At 64.2% G+C, this 15,918-nt stretch carries 12 protein-coding genes and 2 pseudogenes; 2 read left to right on the top strand and 12 right to left on the bottom strand.

Annotation, left to right across the window (positions count from 1 at the left end):
• Positions 1–5: 5 nt before the first annotated feature.
• Positions 6–1,127: a branched-chain amino acid ABC transporter substrate-binding protein gene (locus tag ACWGKN_RS06365; RefSeq protein ID WP_424256016.1), complete on the bottom strand. Its 1,122-nt coding sequence runs from the start codon at positions 1,125–1,127 to the stop codon at positions 6–8.
• Positions 1,128–1,316: 189 nt separating this feature from the next.
• Between ACWGKN_RS06365 and lpxK the strand changes: the two genes are divergently transcribed.
• Positions 1,317–2,561 (top strand): tetraacyldisaccharide 4'-kinase, encoded by a 1,245-nt coding sequence (gene lpxK, locus ACWGKN_RS06360; RefSeq protein WP_424256014.1) that lies wholly within the window; start codon positions 1,317–1,319, stop codon positions 2,559–2,561.
• Here the strand turns inward: lpxK and ACWGKN_RS06355 are convergent.
• The 3 genes from ACWGKN_RS06355 to ACWGKN_RS06345 all read right to left on the bottom strand — a co-directional run bounded on the left by ACWGKN_RS06355 (position 2,483) and on the right by ACWGKN_RS06345 (position 5,306).
• A complete protein-coding gene (locus tag ACWGKN_RS06355; RefSeq protein ID WP_452094889.1) occupies positions 2,483–3,685 on the bottom strand; it encodes a DegT/DnrJ/EryC1/StrS family aminotransferase in 1,203 nt (400 codons plus the stop codon). The two genes, lpxK and ACWGKN_RS06355, sit on opposite strands and share 79 nt — an antisense overlap.
• Before the next feature lie 77 nt (positions 3,686–3,762).
• Positions 3,763–4,614: a pantoate--beta-alanine ligase gene (panC, locus tag ACWGKN_RS06350; protein ID WP_452094888.1), complete on the bottom strand. Its 852-nt coding sequence runs from the start codon at positions 4,612–4,614 to the stop codon at positions 3,763–3,765.
• Positions 4,611–5,306 (bottom strand): tetratricopeptide repeat protein, encoded by a 696-nt coding sequence (locus ACWGKN_RS06345; protein ID WP_035229059.1) that lies wholly within the window; start codon positions 5,304–5,306, stop codon positions 4,611–4,613. Before ACWGKN_RS06345 ends, panC begins: the two co-directional genes overlap by 4 nt.
• Positions 5,307–5,444: 138 nt before the next feature.
• On the opposite strand from ACWGKN_RS06345, the gene xseA reads away from it, so the two are divergent.
• Positions 5,445–6,857: an exodeoxyribonuclease VII large subunit gene (xseA, locus tag ACWGKN_RS06340; protein WP_452094887.1), complete on the top strand. Its 1,413-nt coding sequence runs from the start codon at positions 5,445–5,447 to the stop codon at positions 6,855–6,857.
• Here xseA and ACWGKN_RS06335 read toward each other — a convergent pair.
• The 8 genes and pseudogenes from ACWGKN_RS06335 to lexA form a co-directional block, all read right to left on the bottom strand.
• Entirely contained in the window at positions 6,826–7,449 is a 624-nt protein-coding gene (locus ACWGKN_RS06335; protein WP_424256286.1) for a sensor histidine kinase, read from the bottom strand. The two genes, xseA and ACWGKN_RS06335, sit on opposite strands and share 32 nt — an antisense overlap.
• Positions 7,385–7,786 (bottom strand): histidine kinase dimerization/phospho-acceptor domain-containing protein, encoded by a 402-nt coding sequence (locus tag ACWGKN_RS06330; protein WP_052159898.1) that lies wholly within the window; start codon positions 7,784–7,786, stop codon positions 7,385–7,387. The genes ACWGKN_RS06335 and ACWGKN_RS06330 overlap by 65 nt, the downstream gene beginning before the upstream one ends.
• Positions 7,758–8,777: pseudogene (locus ACWGKN_RS06325) on the bottom strand (cache domain-containing protein); the annotation flags it as partial. The gene ACWGKN_RS06330 and the pseudogene ACWGKN_RS06325, both read right to left, overlap by 29 nt.
• Before the next feature lie 60 nt (positions 8,778–8,837).
• A pseudogene (locus ACWGKN_RS06320) lies at positions 8,838–9,949 on the bottom strand (ABC transporter substrate-binding protein).
• A 203-nt stretch (positions 9,950–10,152) separates the two neighbouring features.
• Positions 10,153–13,170, bottom strand: coding sequence for a DNA polymerase III subunit alpha (locus ACWGKN_RS06315; protein ID WP_424256287.1), 3,018 nt, complete (start codon positions 13,168–13,170; stop codon positions 10,153–10,155).
• A gap of 9 nt (positions 13,171–13,179) precedes the next feature.
• Positions 13,180–14,385, bottom strand: a complete 1,206-nt coding sequence (locus tag ACWGKN_RS06310; RefSeq protein WP_035229062.1) for a DNA polymerase Y family protein — start codon at positions 14,383–14,385, stop codon at positions 13,180–13,182.
• 12 nt (positions 14,386–14,397) lie between these two features.
• Complete coding sequence (locus ACWGKN_RS06305; protein ID WP_452094886.1) at positions 14,398–15,246, bottom strand: DUF72 domain-containing protein; 849 nt, start codon at positions 15,244–15,246, stop codon at positions 14,398–14,400.
• Entirely contained in the window at positions 15,243–15,893 is a 651-nt protein-coding gene (gene lexA / locus ACWGKN_RS06300) for a transcriptional repressor LexA (RefSeq protein WP_424256289.1), read from the bottom strand. Before lexA ends, ACWGKN_RS06305 begins: the two co-directional genes overlap by 4 nt.
• Positions 15,894–15,918: the final 25 nt, after the last annotated feature.

The following is a 15,918-nucleotide window of genomic DNA, read 5'->3' as shown; positions in this document are numbered from 1 at the left end:
AAAAACTACTTCAGCTCGACAAACTTGCCATTCTGGACCTGGTACACGGAGAAGCCGATGCCGACGGCATCGCCCTTGTCGTCAAAATAGATAGTGCCCAGCGGGGTGTCGACTTTTTCGGTCTGCAACGCCTTCTTCAAGGCCGCCAGATCGGTCGACCCGGCCTTTTCGATGGCGTTGACCATCGCCAGGGCGGCGGTATAAGCATTTTCATAGAAGGCGCCGGCATCGGCGTTGAAGACCTTCTTGTGTTCGGCGAAGGCGGCCTTGGACAGGGGGTTGCCGGTCGTATCCTTCGGTCCCGAGGCATAGACCCCTTCGGCATCAGCGCCGGCGACCTTGATGAAGGTGTCATCCTTCACCCCGTCATCGGAGAGGAAATCGATCTTCAGTCTTTTCTTTTTCATCATGCCGACAATCTTCGCCGCCTCAGGATGATAGCCGCCGAATATGACGGCCTGGGCCCCGGACTTCTTGATTTTCTGGACGATGGCCGAGTAGTCGACCGCCCCCGGGGTCACGCCCTCGAACAAAACGACTTCGGCCTTGCCGGATTTCTCGACGAATGATTTGGCGAACTCGGCAAAACCCTTGCCGTAATCACCCTTGTCATGGATAACCGCGATCTTGGTGTGGCCGAGTTTGTTGAGAGCAAAGTCGACATCGACCTTGGCCTGCATGTCATCCGGGGCTATGGTGCGGAAGAAATTGGGGTACTCGCCGCTGTAGGTCAGTTCGGGATTGGTGGCCGATGGCGACATGACGAGGATGTTGGCGTTGGTGTAGATCGGCAGGGCTGACTTGGTGGCGCCGGAACAGATATGTCCGAGCACGACCTCGGCCCCCTGCGACACCAGCTTGGTGGCGGAATTGGTGGCAACCTCGGGCTTGCAGACGTCGTCTTCGACCAGCAGTTCGATCTTCTTGCCGTTGATTCCGCCCTTGGCGTTGACCTGGTCGATCACCAGTTTGGCGGCGTTGACCGTCGGCAGACCATAGGAGGCCAGGTCGCCGCTGTGCGCCCCGGCGACCCCGAATTTGATGGTGTCGCCTGCCATGCCGGCTACCGGGGCGGACAAGGCCAGCATCAGAACCGAAGCTGCTGCAAGGATTTTTTTGCTTCTCATCAGGTTCATTTTTCCTCCATCGGAAAGATTGAATTGGTGCCTCCCGCCTACACTAGAGCTCATTTCGAGAACGCGAAAAAGCGGGCTGAAACCAGTTAAAAATGATAGTAGTCTTTTACGCAGCATTGCGTAAAATTGGAAGTGAAAAATCTTGCTCATCACGCTTATCGTCAATCATTCCGACATTCGATGACACCATCGCCCCCCACCCTCTTCGCCATCGGCCGACCCTTCAGCCCGGTGTACAGTCTGCTGATGTCCGTGCGGCAGAATCTCTATCGCCGGAACATCCTCACCGTCCATCGCCTCGCCGTTCCCGTCATCTCGGTCGGCAACCTGACCCTGGGTGGAACCGGCAAGACCCCGACGGTCGCCTGGATCGCCCGGTTCCTTCATGCGGCAGGGCACCGCCCGGCAATCATCAGCCGCGGCTACGGCGGAACGGCCAAAGGCGCCGTCAATCTCGTATCCGACGGCAGCCAGGTGCTGCTCACCGCCGACCAGGCCGGTGACGAGCCGGCGATGCTCGCCCGGCAACTCCCAGGAATTGCGGTCCTGACAGGAAAAATCCGCCTCCATCCGTGCCGCCACGCGATCGAACGCCTCGGCAGCACGATCCTGATCCTCGATGACGGCTTTCAGCATCTCGCCATCGCCCGCGATATCGACCTGGTTCTGTTCAACGCCACCACCCTGGCCGGCAACAGCCGCGTGTTTCCCGGTGGTGAGTTGCGGGAACCGGTCTCCGCCCTGCACCGTTGCACCGCCTTTCTGCTGACCGGCGTCGACGACGGCAACGTAGGCCGGGCGGAGAGATTCGCCGCCCTGCTGAACAGCCGTTTTCCGGACAAACCGGTATTTTATTCCGCCATCGCCGGTGAACTCCCGGCACCGCCCAACCCGGAGTCGACGGCAGATTCGTTGCCGCCTTTCTTCGCCTTCTGCGCCATCGCCCACCCGGACCGGTTTTTCAACTCCCTGTACGGCATGAAATTACATGTCACCGGCAAGGCCTGGTTCAGGGATCATCATCGCTACAACCAGAACGATGTCGATGTCATCTGTCGACGGGCGAAGGCATCCGGGGCACGGGCCCTGATCACCACTGAAAAGGATCTGGTCAAACTGGAACCGCTGCAGGTGGCACTGCCGCTGTTGACGCTGAAAACCCGCTTCGAGACAGACGACTGCTTCCCCGATTATCTCTCGCGGACCCTGGGGATCACCCCCTCCCGAGAAGCGCGTCGGCTGGGTTGTATTCCTGAAACCGCGGCGGGTGGGGATTTCGAACCACAGTTCTTTGCGGTAGCTTTTCATGGGGTCTCCGACTGCATTCGCCTCCCTTTCGTCGTCGATCAGACCGAGGCCGCCCTGGTCAAGGCCTCGGACATTGCCGCCAACCGCTCTTCCGTCATCCTGATCGAGACGGGATAGACCAGGTTCCGGTTCATCAGGGCGGCCGATGCCGGCAAGGCCGCGGGATCGTAAACGACCCGTCGCCGGCCGTCCTGTCCGGTGAACGGCCAACCGCCGGCCGCCACCGACCGGCCGTGCAGCAGATGCTCCCACTGCGGATAGTAATGCCACGTGTTCTCGGCAAAATTTATCGCCCCGCAGCCTTTGTCCTTGAGCAGGGCATTGACCCGCCGGCAGTGCTCCTGATCCTGAAGGAAGAAGCTGAAGTGGGTGGCCGTATCGCCTTCGGGGTCGACCAGCTGCCGGAAGCCGACACCGGGAATCGCGGCGGCCGCCTCCCTGAGACGGGCCTTGTTCTTGCGCTGCTCGGTGAGCATCATATCGAGCTTGGCCAGTTGGGCCAGACCGATCGCCCCCTGGATCTCCATCATCCGGTAGTTGGTGCCGATGAACCGGCGCCCCTCGCCGCCCCTTCCCCCCGGGTTGACCACATGGTCATGGCCGTGATCGTGGTACTCCGACATGGTTCGCCACAGGGCCTCGTCGGCGGTGATGATCATCCCGCCCTCGCCGGTGGTCAGGGTCTTGACCGGATCAAATGAAAAGGTGCCGCATCGGCCGAAGGTGCCGAGATGCCGGCCCTGGATCCGGCCGCCGGCCGACTGGGCCGTATCCTCGAGGACCGGGATGGCATGGCTGTCGGCAATCTCGACGATCTCGGCGATACGCGCCTGGGCCCCGAGCATGTGGACCGGGACGATGCAGCGGGTCTTGGCATTGATTTTTTTCTTCAGGTCCGCCGGGTCCATATTCATGGTTGCATCGACCTCGGTGAACACCGGGATCGCCCCCAGTTCCAGAATCGCCTCCCAGGTGGCGACGAAGGTGAAGCCCTGGGTGATGACCTCATCTCCCGGGCCGACGCCGAGGGCGGCGAGGGCGACCTTCAGGGCCGCGGTCCCCGAGGTCACCGCCTGGGCATAGCCGGTGCCGCAATAGCCGGCAAATCTCTCCTCGAACTCCCTGACCTTGTAGACACCCCTGCGCTGCTCGGCGAACTCATAGCGAAACAGGACACCGGTATCGAGCACATCCTGTATCTGGCGTTTTTCCTCTTCACCGAAGACCTCGAATCCTGGCATATCTTCCTCTCTCTCTTGTCTGTATATTGAATGACGATCGCGGTCCCGACCCGGGGGACGAAGATGGTGGCGACGGGCTACAGCAACAGGCCGTTGTCGATCAGCCGCACCCTGCCGTTGATCTTCACCGCCAGGGCCATGACGCTGTCCTGATTGATTGTTGTGCCGGGGGCGAGGGACCACCGGTCAACGATGGTGACATAATCGACCTGACAGCCTTCGTGGGCGTTGATGAATGCAATGGCGCCGGCGATCAGATCGGCGACGGAGGTCGTGTTGCTCGAGTCCCGGACTGTGTCGCGGGCCTGGCCGATCGCCTGCGACAGGCACAGGGCCGTCTGCCTCTCCGCCGCCGTCAGATAGCTGTTTCTGGAACTCAGGGCCAGGCCGTCTTTTTCCCGGACGATCGGATGGCCGACGATCTCGATCTGGAAATTGAGGTCGCGGACCATGCGCCGGATGAGCGCCAGTTGCTGCAGGTCCTTTTCGCCGAAGACGGCGACATGGGGGGTCATCAAGTGAAACAGCTTGGTGACGATGGTCGCCACCCCATCGAAATGCCCCGGCCGGTCGGCGCCGCACAGCCCCAGGGAAATCCTGGTCAGCGATACCCTGGTCTGGAATTCCGGCTCGAACATCTCCTCCGCCACCGGGGCGAACAGGGCATCGACCCCCTCCTGTTCGGCCAGCCGGCGATCCCGGTCGAGGTCGCGCGGATAGGCGGCGAGGTCCTCACGCGGCCCGAACTGGATCGGATTGACGAAGAGACTGACAATAGTTCTCGTGCCGAGTGATCGCGCCAGCCGCATCAGCGACAGATGGCCCTCGTGGAACCATCCCATGGTCGGCACGAGGACGATGCGCCGGCCCTCTTCCCTCCAGCCGCCGGTTAGCCGGACGACCTCCTCGCTCTTTTCGATCAGTTTCACTGTTTGACCTTCAGACGTGCGATTTTATCTTCGATAACCCGTTTCCCTGGATCGGTCGGGCCCTTGTCGGCCAGGGTCGCGAGATAGGTCGTGAGGGTCTCGATGGCCTTGTCGGTATTTCCCCGGGTTTCGAGAATCCTCGCCACCCCGGTGGAGCCGATGGCCTGATAGCCGTCGATGTCCTTCAACTCCTGATAGGCGGCCGAGGCCTCGTCATACTCGTGGCCGGCCTCTTTGGCCTGGGCGAAGCCGAAGACCGTCAGGGCATAGAGCGGATCCGATGTGCCGAGATCGCTGCGGATGCGGTGGTACTGTTCGGCCGCCTCCTTGAACTTTGAACCGGCCATGGCGAGATGAGCCAGTTCGACTTCCGCCCAGCGGGCCGAGGTCGTTCCGGCGAATTCCGCCGCTACCGTCCTGAGGGCCTTCTCCTTGTCGTCGCCGGCCTTCTGCAGGGCGATGGTAAGGGCCGAAGTCGCCTGTTCGATCCGTTTCTGGCGATAGGAATCATAGAGGGCCAGGGCGACGACGGTGATCAGGACGGCGGCGACGATCACCTGGATCATCCGTTTGTTCCGGCGGATATAGCCGATGACGGCCGGCGGCAGATTGAAATGTTCCAGCAACCCTTCCACGTCGCCCATGGCGCTGGGTTCCACATGTTTCTTGTCGAAAACGCTTTCTCCGCCCATTCAGGATCTCCTTGCTCGTATCATTTCTCTCTGCGGTAAACTTCCCAAATCAAGCCGCAAAGTATAATATATGCCAAGGCTGCTGTCCATCCACAATCCCCCTTTCTCAGCGTCCAACCGCTGATCGACGATCTCCCCATGCCGATTCCCCATCCCGATGAAGTCCTGACCGTCACTCAGATTACCCAATCGATCAGGGAACTGCTCGAGGGCAATTACCGCTTTGTCCATATCCGGGGAGAGATTTCGAACCTCCGCATCCCCTATTCCGGCCACCGCTATTTTGTCCTCAAGGACAGCACCGCCCAGCTCAGGGCGGTGCTGTTCAAACAGCAGGAGCGCTACCTCGACCGGCCCATCGAGGATGGGCAGCAGGTGATCTGCCATGGCCGGATCTCGGTCTACGAGCAGCGCGGCGAGTATCAGCTGATCGTCGACAGTGTCGAACAGGCCGGTTCGGGGATGCTGCAGATCGCCTTCGAAGAGTTGAAAAACCGGCTCGCCAGCGAAGGCCTCTTCGATCCGGGCCGCAAACGGCCGATACCGGCATTCCCGGAGTCGATCGTGATGATCACTTCGCCGACCGGAGCCGCGATCCATGATTTTCTGACGGTCTGGCGCCGCCGCCGGTCGGTCGCCGCGATCCGTCTGCTGCCGGTCAGGGTCCAGGGCAGGGGCGCCGGCGAGGAGATCGCCCGGGCCATCGATACGGCCAACCGGCTGGTCGCCGCCGACCTCATCGTGCTCTGCCGGGGCGGCGGATCGATCGAGGATCTGTGGGCCTTCAACGAAGAATGCGTCGCCCGGGCCATCGTCCGCTCCTCGCTCCCGGTGGTTACCGGGATCGGTCATGAAATCGATTTCACCATTGCCGATTTCTGCGCCGACCTGCGGGCCCCGACCCCGACCGGCGCCGCCGAACGGATCATCCCCGACGGCACCGTCCTGCTCGAGAGGATCGCCGCCCTGCACCGCCGCCTGCGGCACTCGCTGGTTCGCCATCTCGCCGTCGAAGAACGGCGACTGGCCGCCTGCGGCAAGACGCTGGCGGCATTTCCGGACCATCTCGAACACCTGGCGCTCCAACTCGATCTCATTATCCATCGCTTCAGCCGGACCTCCGATGCGTTTCTCCGGACCAGGGAGCAGCGGCTGGCCCAGCTTCTCGCCCGTCTCGAGACCCAGACGCCGCTGCACCAGCTGCAGCTCAAGGGCCTGCGCCTGGAGCATCTGCAGCAACGGCTGGGGCGTAACATCGCCGCCATCCTGCACACCATGGAGTCCCGCCTTGCCGCGGCGGCGGCCCTGCTCCATTCCGTCAGCCCGCTGGCGACCCTGGCCCGGGGGTATGCGATCGTCAGGAAACAGGAGGCGACGACCAGGCAGCGGACGGTGCTCACCGACAGCGGCGAGGTGGCCCGGGGCGACAGGGTCGATGTCCTTCTCGCCCGGGGCGGCCTGTCCTGCGAGGTGCTGGCGACCACTCCGGCCACGACGTCGCCCGCTGCGGAAGAACGTCCTACACCCGGAAGTACGGCAGACGAACGGTGAAGGCCGTTCCCTTCCCTGGCTCCGATTGCACCTGGATCGTCCCCTTATGCTGGTCGTGGATGATGAAATAGGCAATCGACATGCCGAGGCCGGTGCCGAGACCAACCGGTTTGGTGGTGAAAAAGGGCTCGAATATCCGTTTCCTCGTCTTCTCATCCATGCCCGGCCCGTTGTCGGCTATTTCAACCGTCACCACCTGTTCGTCGGCCCTGATGGCGATCATCAGTCGCGGCGCATCGTCGACAAATTGCTTGTCGGCCAGGGCATAGGCGGCATTCTTGACGATATTGAGGAAAACCTGCTGGATGTTGGTCGCCTCGCAGGGCACCAGCGGGATCTCCCCATCGTAGTGTCGGACGATCTCGATCCGGCGGAAGTCATAGCGCTTCTTCAGATCATAGTCATTCATCGCCAGCTCCAGTGCAGCATCCATCAGTCTGCCGATTTCCTGACTGGAAAAACTCGCGTCGCTCTTGCGGCTGAACGACAGCATGTTGAGGACCAGCTGGGCGGCACGCTTGGCCGAATCATTGATCGCATGGCACATCTCGTCGATCCCCCTGGCCTTGAGATAGGCCTCGACATCCTCCATCCGGATGCCGAGCGAGGCCGCAACCTCGTTGTTTTTTGCGCAACTCCGGCGACAACCGGTTCTGCACCACCTGGAGATTCTGGAGGATGCCGGCCAGCGGATTGTTGATCTCATGGGCCAACCCGGCCGCCAGCCCGCCGACCGACAGCATCTTTTCCGACTGGATCATCAGCTCTTCGGTCCGCACCCTCTCCGTCACGTCATCGATTCGGATGACGGCGCCGGTGACGTGCTCGGCGACCAGCGGATAGACGGTGATCGTGGCGTAGCGGGTTTCCCCGTCCTGGGCATAAGGGACGTTGCGCTCCTCATTGGGTCTTGGGCCACGCCTCTCCATTGCGCTCCAGGAACGACTGGTAGGAAACGATCGATCGGTCATTGTTCAGGAAGGCGATATACCCTCGCTCGCTGCGGGTGATCTCGAGCATCCTGGCCAGGGTGAAATCGCTGATCTCCTTCTGCGAGGCCTCCGTCATCGTCGAAATCCTGAGCAGCGTGTCGAGCCTGATCTTGTCGGCCTGGATCAGGTGTTCCTTTTCGATCTTCTCGTCAACCATCCGGTTGGCGAACTCGCCGAGGGCGGCAAATTCCGCATACTGGACATCGTCCTCGTCGAACTTGATTTTGCGGTCGGCCGCATCCTTGAAAAAATCGGTAAAGAGACTGATGCCGTGTTTTATCTTCAGCGAATGGAAATACGTAACGATCCCGACGACGGTGATGGTCAGGAGAAACAGGAACAGAAAGACGGCGACTTCCCGGTAGACGATCTTCAAATGTCTGCTGCTTTCCCGCTGGATCGTCTCTTCCATCTCATCCATGTCGATGCTGGTGACAAATACCCAGTTCCAGGGGGGATACGCCTTGACGTAGCTCATTCTCGCCACATCCTCGGTCGTGCCGGACCTGTGTCGTACATATTCGATAAACCCGCCGTTGACGCCTCTCTGGGCCATGGCCCGCAGCTGTCGGCCGAAGGGGGTGTCGTGGGCATCGACGAGCGTCGATACCTTGCGACCGCTCCGCATTTCTTCAAAGTCGATCAAGGTCACGCCTTCGGCACTGAAGCAGGCAACCGAACCGTTCTTGCCGAAATGGATTTTTTTCAGCCGACCGAGGACATCTTCCTTCACCTGCGCCTGCATGTCGTCCTCGTAGATTCCGGTGCCGATGAACCAGTTGAACGGTTCGAAGGATCTGACAATCGAGACCTTGGGGTAATTTCTGCCGTCGACCTCCGGTTTCGGCCACAGATATCTGTATATTCCGGCGCCCCGTTCGCTGACGATATCGATCATATCCTTGAAGACATAGGCCCCGTTCGCGTCCCTGAATGATAGCGTTGGCGGATGCTGTCAAGGGCAAACCGGTAACTCAGAATATCGAGGTCAATTGCACCATATCGAGCCCCTGGTGGTCCTCGGGGCCGAATTCGAGGACCACAGTCCGCCGAGTTCGAAGCGACCGACCTCCTCCATTGTCCGGATGAAACTTTCTCTCGTCAGAACACCTTTCACCTCTCTGACAACAGCGCAGAAGAGGCGGCCGGCGATATACCCTTCGAACGAGGTGAATTCCGGAGAGGCATCGTGTTGGTAGGTATCCATGGCCGCGACATATTCTCTGACCAGAGGGATCCGGTTGTCCCACGGAAAGGGGACGACCTGGGAAATGATGACATTGCCGCCGAAGGTGCCAAGTGTTTTCTGCAGGACGGAGGAGCCGACAAAGGAGATGTTGCTGAAAAGGATGTTTTCCCCATGGCGAAGTTTGCTCAGCTTGATGAATTCAGCGCAGGCGGTATAGGTCCCCACCAGCAGAACGGCCTGCGGATCGGCCCTGTAGATGTCGTTCATCCCGCCCAGCACGGCGACGGTGTTACGTTCGTAGGTCCCGGTGGACACGAGTTTCAGGCCGCGCCGGGCAAGCGCGATCCGGGCGCCGTCGAGGCCGGACCTGCCATAGCTGTCGTTCTGGTAGAAACAGGCGATGCGGCTGAGCTTCAGGCGGTCGACGAAATGCGAGACGACCTTCTCCATTTCCTGGTAATAGCTGCCGCGGATATTGACGACATATTTCCTGAAAGGGGTGCGGAGGAACTCCGCTCCGGTGTGGGGGGCGAAAAAGGGGACATTCCGCTGTTCGGTCAAGGCGAGGACCGCCTCGGAGGTTGGCGTCCCCAATTCTCCGATTATCAGGAAAACGTTGTTTTTTCTATCAGATGGCGGGTGTTGGCGACGGCCCGGTACGGTTCATAGCCATCATCGATGGTCAACAGGACGATCTCCCGGCCGTTGACCCCGCCCTGCTGGTTGGCCTCCGCAAATGCGGCGAGCAGCCCGCTCCGCAACTCGATTCCAAGATACCTTGACGGGCCGGTCAGGGCGCAGGATTGGCCGAGGATAATGGGCTCCTTCTCTGCCGGGCCATACGCCGGGGCCGGGAGCACCAGGACGATCAGGATCAGAACTATGCTGGCGAAAAGGGGTGGACGTGTCATCGTATGCCCTGGCGACAAAATTCCGGCGGCCGTCAGCGGTCGCCGGCGAGGGACATCCGCTCCAGCCGTTCTGCCGGCAGCGGATACGGTCCCTGACAGGCTGGAAGGATACCGGTTTCTCCGCCATTATTCCACTGCATCTTCGCCGTTGGTAAAAAACGGTGGTTTCAGGATGGATCGTCGGATCGACCATTCTGCAGCCGTCACCCGCCCGTCCCGAGCGCCTCCGCCTGCTCCACCGTCAGGGTGATCGCGCCGTAATCCTGCTCGACGGTGCCGGCCAGGACATAGGCCCGACCGCTCTGCAGCAGGTGGGCGCAACGGCGATAGACCGGCGGGAAGAAGGTGGCCTCGACGATGCCGGTCTCATCCTCGAAGGTCAGGAACTCCATGGCCTCGCCGCTCTTCGTCGCCACCAGCTTGCCGGTCAGCAGCCAGACGGCGCAGCGCACCCGGCGATTGACGCATTCGCCGAGCCGGGCGACCTTGACCAGGCCCGGCGGCACCCGGCCGATCAGGGTCACCGGGTGATCGCTGCAGAGAAAACCGAGCACCGCGTACTCGCGGCGCAGCAGCGTCGTACGGTCCGGCGGCGGCAGCGGCGGCGGTTCGGGCAGCACGGCCGGAAAAAGCGAGGCCGCCTTTGCCGTCTCGCGCAGGCGCAGGAAGACGGCCCATTGCCAGAGCAGGGCGGTGCGGTTGCCCCCCGGATCCAGGCTGTCCATCGCCCCGGCATGGATCAGGGCCCGGGCCTCGTCGTCGGCCGGCCGGACCCGGTGCCAGAAATCAACGGCAGCGACGAATTTTCCCTGCTGCCGAGCCACCAGCAGCCGGTCGAGACAGGCGGCGGAGAGCCCGGCGACCGACTGCAGGCCGACCCGCAGCGATCCAGGCCGTCCCTGCCACCGGCGGTCGCCGGCGTTGACATCGGGCGGCAGGACCGTAAGCCCCAGCCGTTTGGCCTCGGAGACATAGGCAAAGGTCGAATAGTAGCCGCCCTGGTTGGAGATCACCGCCGCCATGAACTCGGCCGGGTGGTGGCGCTTGAGATAGGCCGCCTGGAACGAGACCCGGGCGTAGGAGGCGGAGTGGGGCTTGCAGAAGGAGTAGCCGTCGAAACTCAGCATCATCCGCCAGACCCGGTCGATATCGGCCTCGGCGACCCCCCGCCGGCGACAGCCGTCGTGGAAACGCCGGTGGTAGTCCTGCAGCTGCAGGACCTTGTCCTTCTTCGCCATCACCTTGCGCAGGCCGTCGGCATCGGCATGACTGAAACCGGCCAGGGCCACCGCCACCCGCGACACGTCCTCCTGGTAGACCATCAGGCCGTAGGTCTCGTCGAGGATGTCGCCGACCGCCGGATGCAGCGGCTGCCAGCTGCCGCCATGCAGCCGCCGGACGTATTCACGAACGAACTCGTTGGCGGCCGGACGGATGATCGACGACTGGATCACCAGCTGCTCGAAGTCGCCGCTGCCGGCCTTCCGCTCCAACAGGCGCATGGCCGGGCTCTCGATGTAGAAACAGCCCATGGTCCGGCCGGAGGCGACGGCCTCCCTGGTCGGCCGATCGTCTTCCGGGTTCCAGCCGGACTCGGCCAGCGGCGTCCCGCCCTGCCGTACCGCCGCGATACAGTCGCGGATGACGCCGAGGCTGCGGTTGCCGAGGATGTCGATCTTGACCAGTCCCGCCTCCTCGGCGCCGTCCTTGTCCCACTGGATGATCGGCACCCTGATCGGCATCTTTTTGACGGCGTATTCGATCGGGACATAGTCGGTGATCGGTCCGGGGGTGATGATTACCCCGCCGGAATGGACCGACAGATGGCGCGGCAGGCCGATCAACCGGGTTGCCAGGCGGAGGATCGCCGGCCAGGGGGCGGAGAAGTCCTGGTCGGCCAGCGACGGCAGGCCCTGCAACCGCTCTTGCAGCCCATCGCCGTCGCCGCGGGAGAGCCAGGGCAGGCGGCGGGTCAGCCGCGCGATCTCGCCCTCCGGGAGGCCGAAGACCTTGGCGGTCTCGCGGATCGCCATCCGCGGCTGAAAGCGGATATGGTTGCAGACCATCGCCGCCTGGCCGGCGTGGTCGCCCAGGATGTCGGCCAGGACCTCATCGCGCTCGTCCCAGGCGAAATCGATGTCGATGTCCGGGGGGTCGCGGCGGCCGGGGTTGAGAAAACGCTCGAAATAGAGGTTGTAGCGGATCGGGCAGACGTTGGTGATGTCGAGGCAGTAGGCGACCAGCGAGGCGGCGCCCGAACCGCGGCCGCAGATCCGCCGTTTGTGGCGGCGGCCGTCCGCCCCCTTGCGGTGGACGATGTCGCGGACGACCAGAAAATAGGCGGAATAGCCCATCGTCGCGATGATCCGCAGTTCATGCTCGAGCCGGTCGACCACCGTCTCGCCGAGGTCGTCGCCGTAGCGGCGGCGGGCCCCGGCGTAGGCTCTGCGCCGCAGCACCTGGACAGCCTCCCCTTCCCCGCCCCGGCGCCAGGGCGGCATGACGATGCCGAAGGCCGGACCGGTGAAGGCGCAGCGCTCGGCCACCGCCAGCGTCGCTTCCACCACCTCCGGCCACACGGCGAAGCGGCGGCGGTACACCTCCGGCCCGCACAGCGGGTGGACCCCGGCCGGAGACTCCAGGGTTTCCAGGCGACTGAGGGTGGTAGTGCCGGCGATCGCCCGCAGCAGACGATAGAGGTCGCGCTGCTCTTCACCGGCGAGCCGGCTGGCCGGGGTGGCGACGGCGACAACGCCCCGGCTTCCGGCCCAGTTTCTGAGCCGGCGGCCGGCTTCGGTCGGCTGCGGGCCGAGATCGGCGACCGGCGCCAGCCCTCGTTCCCACAATTCGTCGAGCAGCGGCAGATGATCGCCGAGGATGGTCAGCCCCTCGCTGCCATCGGCCAGCGCCGCCGCGAGATCAAAGCCGGCCGGGTCGTGGCGCCGGCTCAGCAACCGGCAGAGGCTGGCATAACCGGCCTCGTCCTCGACCAGGCAGGTGGCCCGGCGCATGGTGCCGGGCTCGGAGATCTCGGCGCCGACCACCGGCCGCAACCCCTCCCGCCGGCAGGCGGCGAGAAAAGGCCACAGGCCGTAGAGGTTGTCGCCGTCGGTCAGCGCCAGGCCCGGATAGCCGTGCTGCCGGGCCTGACGGCAGAGGGTCGCCGGCGGCGCGGTGCCTTCGAGCAGGGAGTAGGAGGAACGGACCCGGAGAGGAAACATGGCGCGGTCTCAGGCGGCCTCGCCGGTTGCCGCCGGCAAGGGGGACAACCGCTGCCGGCCGGTGGCGATCAGGGCCTGGCCGTAACGGCTGCGGATGGTGTCCATGGCCGCCAGCAGCCCGGCCTGCCGCCGTTCCCGACCGTGGGTCTCGGCAAAGAGCGGCAGCTGCGGTGATTGCCGGCACAGATCGTCGCAGACCAGGCGGCAGCTGCGCAGCCGCCCCCGCCGCAGCCAGGCCCGGGCCAGGGCCTGGTCGGCCAGTTGTTGCAGCTGAAAATCATTGGCGGTGCGCCGCCGGCCGGAGGCCGAACGGACCACCTGGAGGCCGTCGGCATAGCCGACCCGGACGCCGACCCGGCGCGCCTCCTGCCGCCGCTGCCGCAGCTCCATCCCGGCCCGGCTGATCAGGTCGGCCACCGCCGCCTCCACCTCCTGCCGGTCATTGGTATCGCCGGCAAAGACATGCTCGAAAACGACAGCCTCCTTTTCCGCCCCGGTCTGCACCGGGGCGGTGTCGATGCCGCGGCTGGCATCGTACAGATAGTCGCTGCGGCGGCCGAACGGCACCAGCAGCTGGCCCCGGCTGAGGCCGGCCAGCTGGCCGACGGTGAAGATCCGGAACTCGCCCAGCCGCCGCAGTTCCCCAGGCGCCAGCCCCGGCAGCAGGGACACCGGCAGGGGGGCGAGGAAATCGGTCTCGTCGCCGGCACTGACGATGTACTCGCCGACCGGCTTGACCAGCCGCGAGGCGACCTTGGCCACCAGCTTGCTGGTCGCCAGGGTCCAGATCGGGTTGAAGCCGAGCTGCCGCCGCACCTCCCTCCGCAGCCGCAGGCCGACATCCATCGCCGGCCCGAACAGGCGATGGGTGCCGGTGAGGTCGACGAAGACATGGCCATCCTCGAGGCCGTGCTCCAGCCGTGGCGAATAGCTCCGCACCTGCCGCAGGAAGTCGTCCATCGCCCGGCGGTACAGCTCCGGCCGCGGCGGCCGGACCTCGGCCCCACGGCAGACCCGGGCCGCCTGCGACAGCGCCATCCCCTTGCGGACCCCGGCTCGATAGGCCTCCTCGCTCATATCGTAGACCGTCGCCCGCGAGGTGCCGGGCGGGGCGATGATCAGCGGCCGCCCCCGCCGCGGCGCCTCGGCCGCCTGCTCGACGGCGACGGCGAAATCGGTGACGTTGAGGTGGAGGATCGCACGTTCCCGGGACATCGCCCCTCTCCCTCAGGCGCTCGCCCCGCCCAGGATCTCGACCAGCAACCGGGCGTTGCGCGGTGCCTGGGCCCGGACATGGTTATTGAAGAAGACCACCCCCCGCTCCGCCCGGGCCGCCATCGGCCGCAGGATCGCATCGCTCCACTGCCGCAGCTCGGCGGCGCTGTAGTCGTAATCGAATTTCTTCTGCATGTTGCCGGAGCGCCAGCCGACGCCGTTGCGCCCATGGAGGCGGACATAGAGCAATTGCGGGTTGGTGACCACATCGAGCAGTGGAAACAAGCCGGGCAGCGACGGGGCGTCGACGGTCACCAGGCTCACCGCCCGCCGCTCGAGCTCGGCGAAGACCCGATCGACGGCCCAGGAACCGTGACGGAACTCCACCGCCACCGGCAGACCCTGCAGACCGTCGAGGAGGGCGGCGAGATGGCGGCGGTTGTCGGGGCTGCGCTCGAAATCCGGCGGCAGCTGGATCAGAACGGCAAGCAGACGACTCCCGAGCGGGGCGATGCCGCGGCGGAACTGCTGCAACTGCTCGCGCCAGTCCTGCTCCCGTTCGTGGGTGATGGTCCGGGTCAGCTTGGCGGCAAAGCGCAGGTGCGGCGGGGCCTTGTCGACCATCCGGGCGATCGCCTCGGCCCGGGCCATCTGGTACCAGGTGTAGTTGAGCTCGACCACCGAGAACGAGCGGCCATAGAGCGGCAGCATCGCCGCGGTCCTGGTGCCGGGCGGATAGAAGCCGCTGTCGGCCCATTCGGTATAGGAATAGCCGCAGGTGCCGACGGCGATGCGGCAGCCCCTGCCCTGGCCGGCGCCGTCGGTTTCGCCTACGGTCAGTATCGCCGGCGGCCCGTTCATGCCACCCGCTGCCCCGTCTCGAAGATGCCGCCGGGGCCCCGGATCACCCCGACCACCCTGCCCTGCACCAGCACCTCGCCGAACGGGTAGCGCATCACCGGGAACTCGGGATTCTCCGGCCGCAGTTCGATATGGTCGGCCTGAAGAAAGAAGCGCTTGACCGTCGCCTCCTCCCCCTGGATCAGCACCGCCACGATCTCACCGTTGGCGGCGTACTGGCGGGGCTCGCAGATCGCCAGGTCGCCGTCGAGGATGGCGGCGCCCTGCATCGACCGACCCCTGACCCGCAGGCAGAACAGGTTGTCGCCGGGGAAGAGGCGGCGGTCGACGAGCACCGAACCGTCCCATTCCTGCTGGGCGTACATCGGCAGACCGGCGGTGATCTGGCCGATGATCGGCAGTTCCCGGCTGCGGTCGTCCCGCCGCCGGCGCTCCTGCCCGGCCACGAGGCGGATCGACCGGCTGTAGCGGCCGTCGCGTTCGACCACCCCCTTTTTCTCCAGCAGCCCGAGCAACTGGGCCACCGCCGTGTGGCTGACCCCCATGTCGGCCGCGGTCTGCCGCAGGCTCGGGGTCCTCCCGTCCCGGGCAAGGCACTCGGCCAGATAATCGTACAGCCGTTTCTGGGTTCCGCTCAGCTCCATCATCCCCCTCCAATGTATATGGACATTT

This window comes from Desulfoprunum sp., assembly GCF_053613775.1.
The sequence above is the reverse complement of the archived record's forward strand: the minus strand, read 5'-3'. Positions and strand labels throughout refer to the sequence as shown.

Excerpts from the sequence above, each read along its gene's own strand:
- ACWGKN_RS06315 (WP_424256287.1), bottom strand. The coding sequence starts at position 13,170 with ATGTTTCCTCTCCGGGTCCGTTCCTCCTACTCCCTGCTCGAAGGCACC.
- ACWGKN_RS06335 (WP_424256286.1), bottom strand. The coding sequence starts at position 7,449 with ATGGAGGATGTCGAGGCCTATCTCAAGGCCAGGGGGATCGACGAGATG.
- ACWGKN_RS06310 (WP_035229062.1), bottom strand. The coding sequence starts at position 14,385 with ATGTCCCGGGAACGTGCGATCCTCCACCTCAACGTCACCGATTTCGCC.
- ACWGKN_RS06345 (WP_035229059.1), bottom strand. The coding sequence starts at position 5,306 with ATGGGCGGAGAAAGCGTTTTCGACAAGAAACATGTGGAACCCAGCGCC.
- ACWGKN_RS06365 (WP_424256016.1), bottom strand. The coding sequence starts at position 1,127 with ATGAGAAGCAAAAAAATCCTTGCAGCAGCTTCGGTTCTGATGCTGGCC.
- ACWGKN_RS06330 (WP_052159898.1), bottom strand. The coding sequence starts at position 7,786 with ATGGAGAGGCGTGGCCCAAGACCCAATGAGGAGCGCAACGTCCCTTAT.
- lexA (WP_424256289.1), bottom strand. The coding sequence starts at position 15,893 with ATGATGGAGCTGAGCGGAACCCAGAAACGGCTGTACGATTATCTGGCC.
- ACWGKN_RS06305 (WP_452094886.1), bottom strand. The coding sequence starts at position 15,246 with ATGAACGGGCCGCCGGCGATACTGACCGTAGGCGAAACCGACGGCGCC.
- xseA (WP_452094887.1), top strand. The coding sequence starts at position 5,445 with ATGCCGATTCCCCATCCCGATGAAGTCCTGACCGTCACTCAGATTACC.
- lpxK (WP_424256014.1), top strand. The coding sequence starts at position 1,317 with ATGACACCATCGCCCCCCACCCTCTTCGCCATCGGCCGACCCTTCAGC.
- ACWGKN_RS06355 (WP_452094889.1), bottom strand. The coding sequence starts at position 3,685 with ATGCCAGGATTCGAGGTCTTCGGTGAAGAGGAAAAACGCCAGATACAG.